The 17,251-nt window shown below is 56.1% G+C and carries 16 protein-coding genes, 1 tRNA gene and 1 pseudogene; 9 read left to right on the forward strand and 9 right to left on the reverse strand.

Going from position 1 to position 17,251, the window contains the following annotated elements; translation table 11 throughout:
- Positions 1–2: 2 nt before the first annotated feature.
- A tRNA-Glu gene (locus AC2FHW_RS19200) sits at positions 3–77 on the forward strand.
- A gap of 5 nt (positions 78–82) precedes the next feature.
- On the opposite strand, the gene AC2FHW_RS19205 is transcribed toward AC2FHW_RS19200, so the two are convergent.
- Genes AC2FHW_RS19205 through AC2FHW_RS19235 form a run of 7 tightly spaced genes read right to left on the reverse strand, consistent with a single transcriptional unit; the run spans position 83 to position 7,469 of the window.
- Entirely contained in the window at positions 83–1,924 is a 1,842-nt protein-coding gene (locus tag AC2FHW_RS19205; protein ID WP_496689808.1) for a V-type ATP synthase subunit A, read from the reverse strand.
- Positions 1,921–2,613: a hypothetical protein gene (locus AC2FHW_RS19210; RefSeq protein WP_281994823.1), complete on the reverse strand. Its 693-nt coding sequence runs from the start codon at positions 2,611–2,613 to the stop codon at positions 1,921–1,923. The genes AC2FHW_RS19205 and AC2FHW_RS19210 overlap by 4 nt, the downstream gene beginning before the upstream one ends.
- A 1-nt stretch (position 2,614) precedes the next feature.
- Positions 2,615–3,292, reverse strand: coding sequence for a hypothetical protein (locus AC2FHW_RS19215; RefSeq protein WP_496822470.1), 678 nt, complete (start codon positions 3,290–3,292; stop codon positions 2,615–2,617).
- Positions 3,292–3,735 (reverse strand): ATP synthase subunit C, encoded by a 444-nt coding sequence (locus AC2FHW_RS19220; protein WP_281972343.1) that lies wholly within the window; start codon positions 3,733–3,735, stop codon positions 3,292–3,294. The genes AC2FHW_RS19215 and AC2FHW_RS19220 overlap by 1 nt, the downstream gene beginning before the upstream one ends.
- Positions 3,732–5,528: a V-type ATP synthase subunit I gene (locus AC2FHW_RS19225; RefSeq protein ID WP_496822471.1), complete on the reverse strand. Its 1,797-nt coding sequence runs from the start codon at positions 5,526–5,528 to the stop codon at positions 3,732–3,734. The genes AC2FHW_RS19220 and AC2FHW_RS19225 overlap by 4 nt, the downstream gene beginning before the upstream one ends.
- Positions 5,525–6,130: a V-type ATP synthase subunit D gene (locus tag AC2FHW_RS19230; protein WP_496689803.1), complete on the reverse strand. Its 606-nt coding sequence runs from the start codon at positions 6,128–6,130 to the stop codon at positions 5,525–5,527. The genes AC2FHW_RS19225 and AC2FHW_RS19230 overlap by 4 nt, the downstream gene beginning before the upstream one ends.
- Complete coding sequence (locus AC2FHW_RS19235) at positions 6,108–7,469, reverse strand: V-type ATP synthase subunit B (protein WP_496822472.1); 1,362 nt, start codon at positions 7,467–7,469, stop codon at positions 6,108–6,110. Before AC2FHW_RS19235 ends, AC2FHW_RS19230 begins: the two co-directional genes overlap by 23 nt.
- A 319-nt stretch (positions 7,470–7,788) precedes the next feature.
- Between AC2FHW_RS19235 and AC2FHW_RS19240 the strand changes: the two genes are divergently transcribed.
- From AC2FHW_RS19240 to AC2FHW_RS19275, 8 genes are all read left to right on the forward strand, one after another.
- Positions 7,789–9,528, forward strand: a complete 1,740-nt coding sequence (locus tag AC2FHW_RS19240) for an ABC transporter substrate-binding protein (protein ID WP_496822473.1) — start codon at positions 7,789–7,791, stop codon at positions 9,526–9,528.
- A gap of 62 nt (positions 9,529–9,590) precedes the next feature.
- Positions 9,591–10,640: an ABC transporter ATP-binding protein gene (locus AC2FHW_RS19245; protein ID WP_142634705.1), complete on the forward strand. Its 1,050-nt coding sequence runs from the start codon at positions 9,591–9,593 to the stop codon at positions 10,638–10,640.
- 1 nt (position 10,641) lies between these two features.
- Complete coding sequence (locus AC2FHW_RS19250; protein ID WP_142634707.1) at positions 10,642–11,718, forward strand: ABC transporter ATP-binding protein; 1,077 nt, start codon at positions 10,642–10,644, stop codon at positions 11,716–11,718.
- Positions 11,715–12,578, forward strand: coding sequence for a carbohydrate ABC transporter permease (locus AC2FHW_RS19255; RefSeq protein WP_142634709.1), 864 nt, complete (start codon positions 11,715–11,717; stop codon positions 12,576–12,578). The genes AC2FHW_RS19250 and AC2FHW_RS19255 overlap by 4 nt, the downstream gene beginning before the upstream one ends.
- Positions 12,575–13,372: a carbohydrate ABC transporter permease gene (locus AC2FHW_RS19260; protein ID WP_142634711.1), complete on the forward strand. Its 798-nt coding sequence runs from the start codon at positions 12,575–12,577 to the stop codon at positions 13,370–13,372. Before AC2FHW_RS19255 ends, AC2FHW_RS19260 begins: the two co-directional genes overlap by 4 nt.
- Positions 13,373–13,380: 8 nt before the next feature.
- Positions 13,381–13,785, forward strand: a complete 405-nt coding sequence (locus AC2FHW_RS19265; RefSeq protein ID WP_142634713.1) for a DUF2160 domain-containing protein — start codon at positions 13,381–13,383, stop codon at positions 13,783–13,785.
- 65 nt (positions 13,786–13,850) lie between these two features.
- Positions 13,851–14,246 (forward strand): BlaI/MecI/CopY family transcriptional regulator, encoded by a 396-nt coding sequence (locus tag AC2FHW_RS19270; protein WP_142634715.1) that lies wholly within the window; start codon positions 13,851–13,853, stop codon positions 14,244–14,246.
- Positions 14,233–15,330, forward strand: coding sequence for a M56 family metallopeptidase (locus tag AC2FHW_RS19275; RefSeq protein WP_271946208.1), 1,098 nt, complete (start codon positions 14,233–14,235; stop codon positions 15,328–15,330). Before AC2FHW_RS19270 ends, AC2FHW_RS19275 begins: the two co-directional genes overlap by 14 nt.
- Positions 15,331–15,547: 217 nt before the next feature.
- Here AC2FHW_RS19275 and AC2FHW_RS19280 read toward each other — a convergent pair.
- Positions 15,548–16,093, reverse strand: a pseudogene (locus AC2FHW_RS19280) (DDE-type integrase/transposase/recombinase).
- Between the two features lie 105 nt (positions 16,094–16,198).
- A complete protein-coding gene (locus tag AC2FHW_RS19285) occupies positions 16,199–17,248 on the reverse strand; it encodes a hypothetical protein (protein ID WP_271946207.1) in 1,050 nt (349 codons plus the stop codon).
- Positions 17,249–17,251 lie beyond the last annotated feature (3 nt).

A 17,251-nucleotide genomic window follows, 5' to 3' on the forward strand; every position in this document is an offset into this window, starting at 1 on the left:
GTGGCCCGTTCGTCTATCGGTTAGGACGCCAGGTTTTCAACCTGGAAAGAGGGGTTCGATTCCCCTACGGGCTACCATTTCTTCACACACCGAACTTTTCCTGACACAGGGCCTGCACCTGTCCCCAGACAGATTTGAATTCCGGCGTGTTTTCGGCGGCATAGTGGAAGTTCTTCATCAACCCTGTAAGCTGAGTGAAGACCTGGCGTACCTCGGCCTTGTCGGCGAACTGCGCGGTGGATTGAGTGACGCCATAGACCAGTTTGAACGTCATCTTCTGACGCTCTAGCGGCACCGACGCATCCACCGGGTCAAAGGCATCCTGCTGCAGATAGACCATGTCGACAAACAGCGCCTTTTGCTGAGTCACAAAATCCTCGATCGTGACCCCTTCCTCGCCGGTCACCTGCATCATCTGGTCAACCTGTTCGCCCCTTTCGATCAATGCCAGCAAGTCGCGCACTTTGGCCGTCCATCCGGCTTCGGCGTTGGTGTCGTACCAGTCCGAGAGCTGTTCCAGATAACGCGACCAGCTGAGCATCGGATCGACTGCGGGATAGAACCGCTTGTAGGCGCGTTCGGACGACAGGCCGAGGAAACACTTCACCGTGGACAGCGTCGATTGCGTGACCGGTTCATCAAAGTTCCCACCTGCCGGTGACACGGTCCCGATCAGGGTCAGGCTGCCGGTGTCCCCATCATTGGTCTTCATCGCTCCGGCGCGTTCGTACAACCCCTTGATCGAGCTTTCGAGATAGGCGGGAAAGCCCTCTTCCCCCGGAATTTCTTCGAGCTTGCCGGAGGTCTCGCGCATGGCCTGAGCCCAGCGGCTGGTACTGTCCGCAATCAGCAGCACGTCGTACCCCATCTGGCGGTAATATTCGCCCAGGGTGATCCCGGTGAATATAGACGCCTCGCGCGCGGCTACGGGCATCGAGGAGGTGTTGCAGATGATGATCGTCCGGTCCATCAGACTGCCGCCAGTGGTCGGGTCGGTCATCTTCGGGAATTCCGCAATCGTCTCGACAACCTCACCCGCGCGTTCACCACAGGCCACCACGATCACGATGTCCACCTTGGCGTTGCGTGCAATCAGGTTCTGCAGCACCGTCTTGCCTGCGCCGAACGGACCGGGAATACAGGCCGTCCCACCGCGGGCAATCGGAAAGAACGTGTCGATCAGGCGCTGAGAGGTCAGGACAGGTTCGGTTGGATAGAGCCGCTCGGACAAGGTGCGTTTCAGAACGTTTTCCGGCAAAGCCCGCCGTACCGGCCATTTCTGCGACAGGGTCAGCGTGTGCTCACCCCCCTGTGCATCTTCAAGCCGCGCCACGATATCATGGATCATGGCCGCACCCTTCTGAACCCAAATGACTTTGTAATCCCCAACCCAATTAAAGGGCAGCATGATCTTATGGGTGAAATGCCCCTCGGGCACCGCCCCGATGCTGTCGCCTGCAGTGACCGTGTCGCCCACCTTGACCGATGGGGTAAACGACCACTTTGCCTGAGTGTCCAGCGGCGCCACGTCCGCCCCACGCGGCAGAAAGGTTCCGAATTCTGCCGCCACTTTGGCCAAAGGCGACTGCAAGCCGTCAAACACCTGCCCCAACAGCCCAGGACCAAGTTCGACCGAGAGCAGCTGCCCGGATTGTTCGACTGGGTCGCCCACGGCGACGCCATCAGTGCTTTCGTAAACCTGCACATCGGCAGTGTCGCCCCGCACCCGTAACACTTCGGCTTTCAGACGTTCCTGACGTCCACCGGGGCCGGGCCGCGTGGGCAGAATGAAAACGACCTCATTCTTGACCAGCTGTCCGGGATGGCCTGTGGCATCAGGGTTCGCCTGAATTTGTACCAGCCCTTCCTGTACCGAGACGACGCGGGCAGTAGAGGTCTGCGTGGCGGAGGTTGGGGCTGTCATGCGCTTACTCCCTCAAAATCCAAGTCGATCGCACTTGCCATGGCGTGTTGCGCCAGTTTCTCAAAGCGCGTTGCCGCGTCACGCGCATTGCTTTGCGCCCAGCGATCAAAAATATTCCAGATCAGAACATAAATCGCCACGGCTTCGAAATCGAACAGATGGCGCGCGGCGTAGCGTTTCAGTTGCTTATGGCTGACCGACAAAAGCAACCGTTCAAGCCCCAGGGGATCATCGACATCCAGCAAGTGTTTGGCTTCTTTGATCCAGGGCATTGGGGTTTCCAGCCGAAAGGCAGGGTCGCCCCAGTTGGCTGGAATGTGTCGGCTCCAGCGTCCAATGCCATAGACGCCACTAGGTGCAGCACCCCCCTGTTTGCGCAGGCGCAGCGCGGCAACCGCCGTCCTCAAATCCATCCGTTCCATGAACAGCTTGCGCAAGGTCGGTTGTGGAATGTGCCGGAGCGCTTCTTTGCATCGCTCAATGGTCTGTGCATCCGTGACGTTCATATCATAGTTGTTCCAGTTCAGAGCGTGTTCCATTACCTCCAGAACCCGCGCATCCGCTGGTGTCAGCGCCCGCAAGCGCCGGTCCAGCCTGAGCCGCGACAGCGGAGGTTGTTTGGCGATGAACAACCGTTCCGAGCCCGGCAGGCTGCTGATCAGCGCGATATAGGCGTCAGGGTCCGACATGTTACCGGATCACACCTTCCAAAACGGCACGAAAGCGCGGCTGCAAATGTTCCATCAACAACGAGGCGACGGCCTTATCGGTCAGATCCAGAACAACCCCCTGTTCATCAGCCCGGATGCGGATGCCATTCTGGGTGTCATCCGCGCTGTGTAGCTCAACCTGTTCCTTCAGCATTTCAGCCGTCAGTCCCAGAACGTAACGCGTCAGCTTTCCCGACTGAATATCATCGGCGTTCTGTTTGATGTCATCCTGAGTGGCGACCCTGGGGGGCAGTATGACCTGCGCGGGCCCTTCCAGTCTGGCGTCTGACGCGGCGCGACCGACGACCTCAAGGATCATTTGTTTCAGCAGTTCAGGATCAGTCATTTCTTGGGTGACCAGCCGTTCAACATCCTTGCGGAATCGATCTGTCAGACCGGCCTTCATTGTAAGCACCGCATCACGCATCGCTGTGTTCAGCGCCTCTTCTCCGGCTGTGCGATAATTATCTGCTTCGGCACGGGCCTTTTTTCGATACTCATCTATGTCGCGCTTGGCATCGGCAAGAATTTTGGCCGCCTCGGCTTTGGCATCAGCGCGCAGCTTGTCTGCATCGGCCTGACCGGCAGCCACGCCATCGCTGCGCAGCTTGTCGATCAGAGCATCCACCCCATGTGAAATCATCCCGTCCTGTGCCATCAGCTAATCCCCGCGCTGATGACCAATGCAAAGACAAAGGCAAATACGCCAAAGCCCTCGATGATTGCAGCCGGCGCAAGTGCCAGGCCAAAAATCTCGGGCTTTTCCTTGGTTGCGTTAATCGCTGCAGCACAGGCCCTTCCCTGCCAGATGCCGCAATACATCAGGGCGATGCCCGACAGGATACCGATCCCGAACAGCCCGCCTGCATTTTCAGGCGTCACATCGCGGTTCAGTGTAAACATGATGACAATACCGTAGATCACCATCGTCGATGGAAAGGCCGACACGCCGATAAACCGGCCATACCCGCCTTCGGTTTCCGTCATTGCTCCGATACTGGCCTGTCCAGCAATGGAACAGCCAATCGCGCTTGCTGCGGCGCCCAGCGCCATGGGGGCATAGATTCCCAACCAGCCCAATGTAAGTACAAGCTCATTCATTCCTGAACCTCCTTGCGGGCGAACGGGCGAAAGACGATGCCTTCATCCGGCAGGCCCCATTTAAAGAATTCGATGTAATTGAGACGTAATCCGTGAACGACGCCGCTCATCATGGCGAGCGCGAAATTGAGGATATGCCCGGCGATCAGGATCAACACTCCGAACAGAAGGCCCAGCCCTTTCAGGGACTGCATCACCGAGACCGCCAGATCGTTGAACGTGATCGCCAGCGAAGCCGAGGCCAGCCCCAGCGCAAACAGGCGCATGTAGCTAAGCACATCGCCAAAGGCCCCCATCGCCCCGGCCAACCCCTGCACGCCCTCTATCAGGCGCCACAGCCAGTCAGAGGGTTTGGCAATCTCGCGCTCGCTGGTGAACAGAAGGATCGCCAAGGCCCCAGCGATCATGATCGCGGCCCCCGGTGCAGTTGGTCCGCCTTTCATATAGCTCAGCCACAGTATAAACCCGCCGATCAACACCGCGATCCAGCCAAGATTGGCAACGGAACTGCGCCGCCCCCAAGACGCGCGTGCTGCAAGCGCATTCGCCAATATCAGGTGCAGAACACCGACCACGATTGAAATCATCATCATCGAGTCGAAATTGTTCAGGTCCAACAGCTTGAGTTTCCCCCAGATCGTGCCCGAGGCCGGGGAAGCGCCAAAATAGCTTCCAACCAAAATCCCGTACAGGACCGTCGCGCCCGAGATGATCAAACCATAAAGCCGCCACGATCTTTTCGCCGGTGTATTGTCGAGACGTTTCCAGAAGGCCAACAGCCCCAGCAGGATAACCAGGCCATAGCCGGCATCCGCAACGATCATCGCAAAGAAGATCGCGAACGAGACGGACACGATTATGCTGGGGTCCCATTCTCGGTACCCAGGAACCTGATAGAACAGGGCAAGGTCTACTGCTGCACTGCGATTTTCCGGCTGCTCAAGCAGCGTCGGAGGCATCTCGTTCGGGCCCGGGTCTTCGGTCAAAACAGCGGCGTTCTGCGAATTGGCCATGTCCAGGACAGCCTCGACCTGATCGCTGGGCACCCAACCCTGCAGGGCAAACACTTCGCCTTCGTCGCGGACCTTTTGCGTGGCATGAGCCAGTTCTGCTGCGCTTTCGGCGGCGGCAAGATTACGCCGCATCAACGTCAGAAAACGGGTCTGCCCGATACGCTCGGCTTCCAGCGCCTCAATGGCGATTTCGGCCTCTTCCAGCTGAGCTTCAAGCTCGTGAATGGGCAACGAACCCGTATGGGTGCGCGGCACTGGAAGGATGTCGTCTTCGGGATCTTCCGGGGCGATCAGAACGGCGTAGAGAAACCGGTGATCCTCTTGCAGGATGGCCCAGGGCAACTGAAGCTCCGCCAGTGCCTCACGGTGCTTTAGCGGCAGTTGATAGAACCAAAGCCGATTGCCTGCCAACACATCACTCGGCGGAAAATCCAGATCTCCCCACGGGCGCACCTGAGCGATCCGGTGGGCCAAAAAATCCCGGTGGTCGGTCATATCCCGTATGCGCTGCATCAAGTCCAGGACTTCACCGACGAACTGGTCCATATCAAAACCAGAATCGCGCCGAACCTGACGGCGCGTTTCCGACGATTCTTTCAAGAACCGCAATGCTTTATACGCATCTCGGGCTCCACGCTCGTTGATCCGCTCTGGCTCTGCCGGCGGCGGTGCCAAAGGTAAAACATGCATGCATCCCAATGTCTGCAGCGCGCCTAGAGTGTCCCCCTTGTTCGCGGCACGGCCGACCAAAGACAGTTTTTTCAGCCTTGCAACACTCATGCCGCAACCTCCTTCGCATGTTTGCGTTTGGAGATTTTCGAGCGCACAACGGATTGCATCTGTTCATCGCTCAGATAGATGCGGATTTTCTTGATGTTGGCCCTGGCGCGCGGGATCAACACCTTCTCGAACAGATTGACGCGCTGCGTGATCGTGGCGACTGATTTGTCAAAAATCCTGACCCTTTCTTCGGCCACTTTCACGCGCAATCGGGCTTCGATCATGTCATGCAACAAACGCGCCACTGCATCCACCCAATGTGGTTTGGCCAAAAGGGAATACGGACGTACCGCGACCTCGATTCGGTCCAGATCGGGCATGGTAACGCCAACCACGTTGACCTTCTTCAGTCGGTAATCCTTTAGTTCGACCAACCCTTCCAGGTCGACACCTTGTTGCGCCAGCATGGGCAGCTTTTCCCCGACCTGCTGTGCCAAGCGCGTCACCTCCTCCTGCAGGTGCTGCACATTTTTACGTGCCTTGGCCCGTTCAGCCATCAGTTGCTGACGCTTCAGGTCCAGAGACGGCAAGAACCGCTCATAGCTTTTCAGCTGCGTCTGCTCGCGTGCAAGCGACGATTTATTCAGCTGCAACCGCGCCATGTGCATCCTTTGGGAAGTATTTGTCGATCAGATCCTGCTTCATCAGCAACTGCTCGGGGGCAAAGCATTCAGCTAGTGTCTTCCATGCCAGATCTAACGCATCCTCCAGCGGAATCGAGACGTTGATGTCCATAAAGCGTTTTCGGAACAAAGCGCCGAATTTCAGCAACTGGTTGTCATAATCCGATAGGTCAAACGCCATGGCCTGTTTCTGCGCGGCATCTCGGCTTTCGGAATAGAACCGGATCATCGTGTTCATGATCTGGCCGTGGTCTTCGCGCGTGGTCTTGCCGATTACATTCTGCTTGAGGCGCGACAAACTGCCGAACGGGTCGATCACCCCGGAATGCAGGTAAAACTGGCCTTCAGTGATATATCCGGTGTTGTCCGGCACCGGATGCGTCACGTCATTCCCGGGCATGGTTGTGACAGTCAGCACAGTAACCGATCCACCTTTGGCATAGTCGCAAGCTTTCTCATACCGTCGTGCCAGTTGCGAGTAGAGATCGCCCATATATCCACGCTGCGATGGGACGCGTTCCTGGCTGATCCCAACCTCTTTCATCGCATCGGCATAGGCGGTCATATCCGTCAGCAGGACCAGAACACGCTTGCCCTCTTCCACAGCGAATTTCTCGGCAACGGCCAGCGCCATATCCGGCACCAACAGGCGTTCTACCAACGGGTCCATGGCCTGATTGACGAACATCACGGTCCGCGAGAACACGCCCGCATCCTCGAACGAGGTTCTGAACGTGTGGAAGTCGTCAAAAATCAGCCCTAGCCCGCCAAACACAACAATATCCGCATCCGCCTGAATGCCGATGCGGCTGAGAAACGCGTTGAACGGCTCGCCGGATACCGAAAATATTGGGATCTTCTGGCTTTCGACCAGCGTATTGAACACGTCGATCATCGGCACATCCGTGCGAATCATCTTGTTGGGAACCGACCGCTCAACCGGATTCACCGTCGGTCCCCCAATGTCGATGCGCGGTTCGGCAGACAAGTCCGGACCGCCGTCAATCGCCTCGCCTGCGCCGTCAAACACCCGGCCCAGAATATTGGCCGAATACGGGGTTTGCATCGGATGACCAAGGAACGTTGCTGTCGCCTCGGTCGAAATCCCCTTGGTACCCGAGAACACTTGCAAGGTTATCACATCGCGGTCGATGAAGATGACTTGCGCCAGCGTTCTGTGCCCATCGACAGTTTCGATCACGGCCAGATCGTTGAAACGCACCGTCGCGTCAGCGGACCTGTCACTCGGAACTTTTATCTTTAGCGTATCCCCCACGATCTCGAGAACGCGGGTAAATCTCAGAAGACTTCGGGACATTGCTGATCCTCTTAGCCTGAAAACTTGATTGAACTCAAATCGTGCAGCAAACGGTCACAAAGGTCTGCTTTTCAAATCGACCCACATCACAGCGTCTGCCGAAAAACCATGCGCGCGACCCTGCATTCAAGGGGTCTGCGAACTGAAATTAATGGGCAAATGGTGCTTTAAAACATGATATAAATCAATTCATTTTCAGAAATTTATCCCGGCTATCACCTCAATTACTAAAAATTTAGTTTGACACGCAGGAGGCAAATCGCTGATGCTGATCGTCATCCGGTCTGCGCCGGATCACATTATCTTTGGGAGGAAACAGATGCGGAGACATCTACTTTCCGCAGTGGCGGCGGCTGCCGTCATTGCGGGGCACGGTCCCGTTTGGGCCGACGAAGCCGCAGCACAACGTTGGATCGACGACGAATTCCAGCCATCAACCCTGTCGAAAGACGAACAGATGGCCGAGATGCAATGGTTCATCGAAGCTGCACAGCCTTACAATGGCATGGAAATCAACGTCCTGTCCGAAGGCATCCCTACGCACTCTTACGAATCTGAGGTTCTGACCAAGGCGTTCGAAGAAATTACCGGCATCAAGGTCAATCACCAGATTCTGGGTGAAGGCGAAGTAGTTCAAGCCGTTCAAACCCAGCTGCAAACAGGTCGGAACCTGTATGACGGCTACGTGAACGACAGTGACCTGATCGGCACCCACTCGCGTCTGCAGTTGGCGTATCCGCTGACCGACATGATGGGTGGCGACTGGGCGGGCACGACCTCTCCGACGCTGGATCTGGATGACTTCATGGGCATTCAGTTCACCACCGGTCCGGATGGCAAGCTGTATCAGCTGCCTGATCAGCAGTTTGCGAACCTCTACTGGTTCCGCAAGGACTGGTTCGACGATGAGGCAAACAAAGCCGCGTTCAAAGAGAAGTACGGCTATGATCTGGGCGTTCCGGTCAACTGGTCCGCTTACGAAGACATCGCCGATTTCTTTACCAACGATGTGAAAGAAGTCGACGGTACCGCGATCTATGGCCACATGGATTACGGCAAGCGCGCGCCTGACCTTGGCTGGCGTATGACCGACGCTTGGCTGTCGATGGCTGGTGCTGGCGATGTGGGCGAACCCAATGGTATCCCGGTCGACGAATGGGGCATCCGTATGGAAGCTGGCACCTGTAACCCGGTCGGTGCTTCGGTATCGCGCGGCGGTGCTGCTAACGGCCCGGCTGCGGTCTATGCGATCCGTAAGTGGGACGAATGGCTGCGGAACTACGCTCCTCCGGGTGCGGCGTCTTATGACTTTTACCAGTCTCTGCCTGCGCTGAGCCAGGGCAACGTAGCCCAGCAGATCTTCTGGTACACCGCCTTTACCGCCGACATGGTGAAGCCGAAATCCGAAGGCAACAACACCGTGGATGACGAAGGCACGCCACTGTGGCGGATGGCGCCCAGCCCGCACGGCCCTTATTGGGAAGAAGGCCAGAAGGTTGGGTATCAGGACGTGGGTTCCTGGACCTTCCTGAAGTCGACCCCTGCGGATCGTGCTCAGGCGGCTTGGCTCTATGCCCAGTTCGTGACATCCAAGACGGTCGACGTGAAGAAGTCCCATGTGGGTCTGACTTTCATTCGCGACAGCTCGGTCAACCACGAGTCGTTCACCGAACGCGCGCCCAAGCTGGGTGGTTTGGTCGAGTTCTATCGCTCACCTGACCGCGTGGCATGGTCACCGACCGGCATCAACGTGCCGGATTATCCAAAGCTGGCCCAGATCTGGTGGCAGCAGATCGGTGACGTGAACTCGGGTGCCTTCACTCCGCAAGAAGCGATGGATCGTCTGGCCGAAGAGATGGACATCACAATGGGCCGGATGCAGGCCGCGGATGAAAGCGCCGGTGTCTACGGCGGTTGTGGTCCGCGCTTGAACGAGCCGCAGGATGCGTCCTTCTGGCTGGAAAAGCCGGGTTCGCCAAAAGCCAAGCTGGAGAACGAAAAGCCGCAAGGCCAGACCGTCAACTATGACGAACTGGTTCAGCGCTGGCAGTCCCAGTAAGCGTAAACTCGTAGGCCGGGCTCAGACCCGGCCTACCCCCAAATACCCCCAGAGAACACCAGATGATCGAACTTCAAGACGCGACCAAACGAGTCGGCAACGTCATCCATATCAAACCCACGAATCTGACGCTGCAAACAGGCCATTTCAATGTGTTACTGGGTGCCACCGGTTCCGGGAAAACATCACTGATCAAGATGATGGCCGGACTGGATCCGATCGCCGCAGGCAAGGTCCTGATGGACGGGCAGGACGTGACTCGGCTGAATACGCAGAAGCGTAAGATCAGTCTGGTGCACCAGTTTTTCGTCAATTACCCCCATATGAGCGTTTTCGACAACATTGCCTCGCCCCTGCGCGTAGCAGGCATGGCGAAAAGCGAAATCGAAGGCCGCGTGGAAGAGGCCGCTGATCTGCTGCAGCTGCGCCCGATGCTGCAGCGCCGCCCGCACGAGCTGTCGGGTGGACAACAACAACGCACCGCTTTGGCCCGAGCGATTGCCAAGGAAAGCCGGGCCGTGTTCCTTGATGAACCCCTTGCCAATCTGGACTACAAACTGCGCGAAGAGCTACGCGAGCAACTTCCTGATCTTTTTGCCGGACGCGGGGCCGTTGTGGTCTATGCGACTTCAGAACCGGAAGAAGCATTGCTGCTCGGTGGTCATACCGCTCTAATGGCAGACGGCCGGGTCACCCAATTTGGGCCAACCGCTGATATCTACCGCAATCCGGAAAACATCGCTGCCGCACGTGTGTTCTCGGATCCGCCCATCAACGTCGCGCATATCACCGTCTCGGGTGCGCAGGCGCAACTTGCAGGGGGCGGTGGATGGGCCGTCACCGGCATCGCAGACGGTGAATACACAGTGGCGGTACGCCCGCATCGCGTGACGCCATTCCGCACATCGGACGCAGATGTAGAACTGACCGGGCGTGTGATCGTGACCGAGCTATCCGGATCTGACTCCAGTGCGCATTTCCAACATGGGAACGACGCATGGGTTTCATTGGCGGCGGGCGTACATCCCTATCAGGTTGGCGAAGACCATAGTTTCTATATGAATCCGGCCCATTGCCGGTATTTCGGCCAAGACGGCAAAAGGGTGGCCTGACATGGCACAGATCAAGCTTTCAAACCTTCGACACAGCTATATGCCATCGCCGCAAGGCCCCGAAGATTATGCGCTGAAGGAAATCGACGTCACTTGGCGCGATGGTGGGGCCTATGCGCTGCTGGGGCCATCGGGCTGCGGCAAGTCTACACTGCTGAACATCATCTCGGGCCTGCTGACACCCTCTGAGGGGCAGATCCTGTTTGATGACCGCGACGTGACCGCCCTGCCCCCTGATCAGCGCAACATTGCGCAGGTTTTTCAGTTTCCAGTGATCTACGACACGATGACCGTAGGCGAGAACCTAGCCTTTCCTCTGAAAAACCGGGGCGTTGACGCGGCAAACATCAAGCGGCGTGTTGATGAGATTGCCGAAATGCTGGATGTCGCGGATATGCTGGGCACCAAAGCCTCTGGCCTGAGCCCGGACAACAAGCAAAAAATCTCGATGGGGCGCGGACTGGTGCGCGATGACGTGAATGCGGTGATGTTTGATGAGCCGCTGACCGTGATCGACCCGCATCTGAAATGGAAACTGCGGTCCAAGTTGAAAGAGCTGCACCAGCGTGTAAAAGCCACAATGATCTACGTCACCCACGACCAGACCGAGGCGTTGACTTTTGCTGATGAAGTCGTGGTCATGCAGGATGGTGAAGTGGTTCAGATTGGTACGCCGGTTGAACTGTTCGAGCGGCCTCAGCATACATTCGTTGGTCACTTTATCGGCTCGCCCGGCATGAATGTCTTGCCCTGCGAGACCAAGGGCGATCGCGCTATTTTCGAAGGGCATGAGGTGGTCTTGGAAGGTCCGACCCATGGTGAAGGTGGTCGCACCGATCTAGGAATACGCCCGGAATATGTAGGCTTCGGCCAATCCGGCATACCGGCACATGTCACCAAAGTAGCCGATATCGGGCGCCATTACGTGGTCAGTGCCATGGTTGGGAACACACCGATCAAGGCCGTCACCGAACACAATGCGCCCGAACAAGGCTCGATGGTCTTTCTGCAATTCAAACCCGAGCAGTCCCGCGTCTATCGCGACGGCTGGATCGCAACGCAGGAGCGGGCCCAATGAGAACAATAAACCAAAGAGCATGGTTCTTTGTCCTGCCGGTTCTGGCACTGGTTGCGTTCAACGCGCTGGTGCCAATGATGACGGTAGTCAACTACTCGGTGCAGGAGACCTTCGGCAATAACCAGTTCTTCTGGGAAGGGCTGGGATGGTTCGAACAGATCCTGCGCTCCGACCGTTTTCAGGCCGCTTTGGGGCGACAGTTCCTGTTTACCTTCATGATCCTGATCATCGAGGTGCCGCTGGGCATCATTGTTGCCCTGTCGATGCCGCGCAAAGGCTTTTGGGTGCCGGTCTGTCTGGTCCTGATGGCTCTGCCGATGCTCATCCCCTGGAACGTAGTCGGCTCGATGTGGAACATCTTTACCCTGCCAAAAATCGGCCTGCTGGGGTATTTTCTGAATGACGTGCTGGGCATCAATTATGACATGACACAGCAGCCATTGTCGGCCTGGATCACTGTCATCATCATGGATGTCTGGCACTGGACTTCGCTGGTGGTTCTACTGTGCTATGCGGGCCTGGTTTCGATCCCGGACGCCTATTATCAGGCGGCCAAGATCGACGGTGCAAGCCCGTGGTCAGTGTTCCGGTATATCCAGTTACCCAAGATGAAGACGGTTCTGACAATCGCCATCCTGCTGCGGTTCATGGACAGTTTCAATATCTACACCGAACCCTTCGTTTTGACTGGCGGGGGTCCCGGAAACTCGACCACCTTACTGTCGATCGATCTTGTAAAGATCGCACTGGGACAGTTCGACCTTGGCCCTGCGGCTGCGATGAGCTTGATCTATTTCGCCATCACACTGCTGGTCTCATGGGTCTTCTACACTCTGATGACAAAGGATGACGCCGAATGAAAAAGCGCTCCCTCATCCCGATCCTCTATATCGCGTTCCTGATGTTGCCGATCTATTGGCTAGTGGCGATGTCCTTCAAGACCACGAACGAGATCCTGTCGGGCTTTTCTCTGTTCCCGCAGACCTTTACGCTGGAAAATTACATCACGATCTTCACAGACCCGACGTGGTATTGGGGCTACATCAACTCGATCACCTATGTGACGCTGAACACGGTACTTTCCGTCTGTGTAGCCCTGCCAGCGGCCTATGCGTTCTCACGCTATCGGTTCCTAGGGGACAAGCAGTTGTTCTTCTGGCTGCTGACCAACCGGATGGCACCGGCTGCTGTGTTCGCCTTGCCGTTCTTTCAGCTCTATTCGTCAATTCAGTTGTTTGACACCTATCTGGCGGTGGCGCTGGCGCATACGCTGTTCAACGTGCCGCTAGCGGTGTGGATTTTGGAAGGGTTCATGCGTGGCATCCCCAAAGAGTTGGACGAAACCGCTTATGTGGACGGGTATTCCTTTCCGCGCTTTTTCGTCACGATATTCCTGCCAAATATCAAAGCGGGTGTAGGCGTCGCGGCATTCTTCTGCTTCATGTTCTCATGGGTCGAAATGCTGTTGGCCAAGACTCTGACAGCGGTCGAGGCCAAACCCATCGCTGCCGTAATGACCCGAACCGCGTCCAGCGCCGGGTACGAATTGGGCCTGCTGGCCGCCGCCGGGACGCTGACCATCATCCCCGGCGCCATCGTCATCTGGTTTGTCCGCAACTACATCGCGCGTGGTTTCGCGATGGGGCGTGTATGAGGTTCGATATGCGTAAACTGCTTTTGATCCCCTTTCTGATCCCCGGTTCGGCCTTGGCGCAAGCACAGGCCGGGTGGGGAAGTGTGGGTCAGCCCGAAGAAAAAGAGTTTTCCTGGACTGCGCCCTTGTGGCCGGATTTCTGGATGGCGTGGACACCTGCGACCCTGGCCGTATTTGTCGGCATCTTTTCAGCCATCGCGCTGATCGGTCTGCTGGAAGGGTTCAAATACCGCGACGGGATTGAACGGCGCGGCGTTCTGGGCTTGACCACCACATTGGGCGACCGGCTGTTCATCACATTGCTTGGGGCAGCTTACATTTTTCTGGCCTGGTTAGGGCTAGTCGGGCAACCGGTCTGGACACCGCTGTTTCTGTCCATCGGCTGGGGCGTTTTCGTGTTCTGGAAAGTTTAAGCTTTGCGAAACCATCAAAGGATGCTTGTCTGTCAGGCACAGGTAAAATGACGGCACTGGGATCAATGCGAAAGAAAAAGACGACAAACCTGCTGACCGAGGTCGAACTGGAGTTCATGAACGAACTCTGGGCTCTGGGTCAGGGCTCGGTGCGTGATGTACTGGACCGGCTGCCACCAGATCGGAACCTGGCCTATACGTCAGGGGCCACAATCCTTCGCATTCTTGACGAAAAAGGCTTTGTAGAAAGTCGCAAAAACGGCAAGACCCTAAGTTATACGCCGCTTCTGGAGAAGGATAGGTATCAGGCGCGTTCACTGCAGAACCTGTCACGAACCCTGTTCGATGACACACCAGCCACGCTGGTTGCACGGTTGGTAGATGACGCCGGTCTGAGCGAGGCAGATCTTGAGGATATTCGGGCACTGGTAGAGAGGAGACTGCAAAATGACAGCGGTTAAACCGGTTCTCGACGCATTTCTCGAACTGAATCTGGTTCTTGCCCTAGCGGCTATTGTATGGATCGCGGCAAGATACTTGGTTTCAATGACGCAGATGCGACACGGGTTTGTTGCACAGCTACGCGCATTGAAAATTCTGTGTCTTTGCGTCCTGCTCAGCCCCCTTTTGGCAATCGGGGCTGGTTTGGTCATGGCGATGTATTCCGTTGAAGGCGGGGTCGCCATTGGGGATCTTGCCGTTGCCGCCTATCTGCGTGGCGATATCGCCATGCCCGCCACCCAGTTCGAGGCCCTGCTCAATACCCGGCAAAGGTGGATCGAACAGACCCTTTCAGGCGAAAACCCGATTATTTCGGCAATCTTGGTGGTAATGGCGCTCTATTCTGCGGTCTGCATCCTGCGCATTATCCGTGACGGGTTGGCAATCCGAGGCATTGTTCGCTCCAGCTATCTGTGGCGAAGCTCGGAAAAGGTCGATATCCGCCTGTCCGACCGGGTCACAGTCCCCTTCGCCGTTCGCGGTTTGTGGCGCAGGCATGTGGTATTGCCCAGCCATCTGCTCAACACCCCCAGCGATATGCGGTTTGCCCTTGCACACGAGCTGCAACATGTCAGGGCTGCCGATGTTGAATGGGAACTGGGGTTCGAGCTTTTGCGGCCGTTCCTGTTCTGGAACCCGGCATATCTGATTCTCAAGTTTCAATTCGATCGGCTGCGCGAGCTGGCCTGCGATCAATCCGTCGTTTCGCGCCGTGGAATCAACGCGGTCAAATACACGTCCTGCCTGCTGAACTATTGCTCCAATTCAGTACTGCGCGGCAGCCCGCGTGTATTGAACGTGGCATTGGTTAAAGGGGGCAAGGCCAAACGCGTCTTGCGTCAACGTGTGATCGCCCTGGCAGATGCCCCTGCAATCCAACCCACAATGCCCCCTCTGTTCTTTGCCTTAAGCGCGGCTTTTGCTGTGATATTGGCGTTAGGCGCTGCGTCATTGCAGCCTGTAGACGACTGGAGCCATGACAGGTTGATGTTGTCGACCGTTGTGAACCTTGAACGGTTGGAAGCCCGCAATCAGGGCAACTGACCCTTATTCGTGGGAAATATTCTCGAAGGATCTGCAGCGCGACGCACATTCTTGCAGCGAAGCCAATCCGCGTTTGCAGAAGAAAGAAATCGCAGGTTGCTTGGTGAAACAGGCTGAGTGGCGGTGCTGTCAGGCAAATTCGAACCAGTCTCAGTCTACCTCAGAAAGCTGAAAATTAGGCGAAACTAAATTGGCTCCACGCCGAAAGGGCGGCAGTTCAACTGAGTTTGAACTTGTCGCGTGAGTAAAGCTGCCGTTCATGATTGAAGTGACAATGGACGGAAGTGTCGTCTGCGGCAAAATTTTGCAAACATCACATTTGCCGGAGGCAGAGCATCGCACGTTCTTTTCGCCGCCGGAAGATGGGAATACTCAGCAAGATTGTTCTTCCAACGGTCGGTTTCTTGCCTTGAGGCATTTCCTATGACTTTCATCGCCGCGTCGTAAGAGTGCGACTTGTCAGTGACGACGAAACCCTGACTGGCCCCATCGTTTCATCGCTTTCTTCATGTGTAAAAGGGCCGCAACACGATCACGACGCTTCGTGAAATAGATTTCCAGCACCTCGCCTTCATGGTCGGCTACCCGCCACAGGTGATATAGCTTGCCGTTGATCTTCAACAATAACCTTATTTAAATGCCGCCACCAGTTCGCGAAACATCGCATCCGATTTATGCGTTTTCGGCTAATTTCTGCGGCACAGATAGGGCCAAACCTATTCAACCAGAATCGAACATACACGATCACTGCTAGACGAATGATCTCAGGGTTGGTTTTGAAGCAACAAAAAAGTGAGCGTTTTTGTCATCAAGCGAAGCTACGAAACTGCCCTGCCTGTCTCAAGCCAATTTCCCCTGCACCACCCGTTCAAATGTTCAGGGCTTGCGGATCGAATGGCACAAGAATCTCCTGATTTTCTGTACCTCGGATCAAAAGTTGGTTTCCCAGAGTTTCAACTGCAATCACCCTGGCTCCACTACACCAACGAAGCGCCCCGATTACATGTGTAACCTCAACTTGGCGATCGGGGTTTAGATGAATGACGCCGTGATCGTTCGGGAAACTATTTTCGACATTTCCTAGGATGGGCGAAGCGGCCCCCTCCTCAACCCCAAGGCAGGCGAAGTGGCGGCTCGACCAAGGAGCATAATATCGACCACCGTTCGAATGCCACAACATCGTCATCGGCAAGGCCTGAGCCGATTTAAGCGACAGGAACATGTCGCCCTCCACGGGGCGAGTTACCGCGGTCCAACCCAATTTCTCTTCAGGCGAATCCAATCCAACAACAAAGTCTTCACTCTGTGGAGACCATGGGTAGATTGACAGATTCACTTCGCGGTCTTTCCCGGGAAAAGACGCCAACGTTTGGCTTTCAGCCGGATATCTAAGCGCTGAATAGCCTAATGCCGGATCAACTTCCTGTTCAACCTTAGGCGTTCTCCAACACTGCTTTCGAGAGGTATGAATGATCCCGCCATTGGGCAAGGATACATTTGCGTGATTTGCAACCGGCATCGTGCCGTCGCCACCAATGAAAGTGTGACGCTGGTAGACGAATGGATGCTCAGGATGCAGTGTAATCTCTTTTTGCAGCCTAGCTCCATAAACCGTTCTGTCGAGCTCAGCGCGCAAATAGCTGTCGGTCTTTTCTTCTAGTCTCCAACGAGAGTTAGCTGGCCACCCATGCAGCGGCGATATCCCCTCAGTTGACCCGAATGGGGCGCAGAAGAAATCACCGCCGAGTTTTTCCAAATGAGGTGCTATACCTTCGGGCATAACTTCGTCTGTGCCGACCCAAGGTGCGCGATGTAGTGGTGAAATCTCAGCGTCACCGTCGTACACACTGAAACTCTCGATCAACCCCAACTGCAAATCGAATGAAAGCCGGATGCCTGTTGCGGACAGCTCGATCACAAA

The organism is Ruegeria sp. YTSA108 (assembly GCF_059610185.1).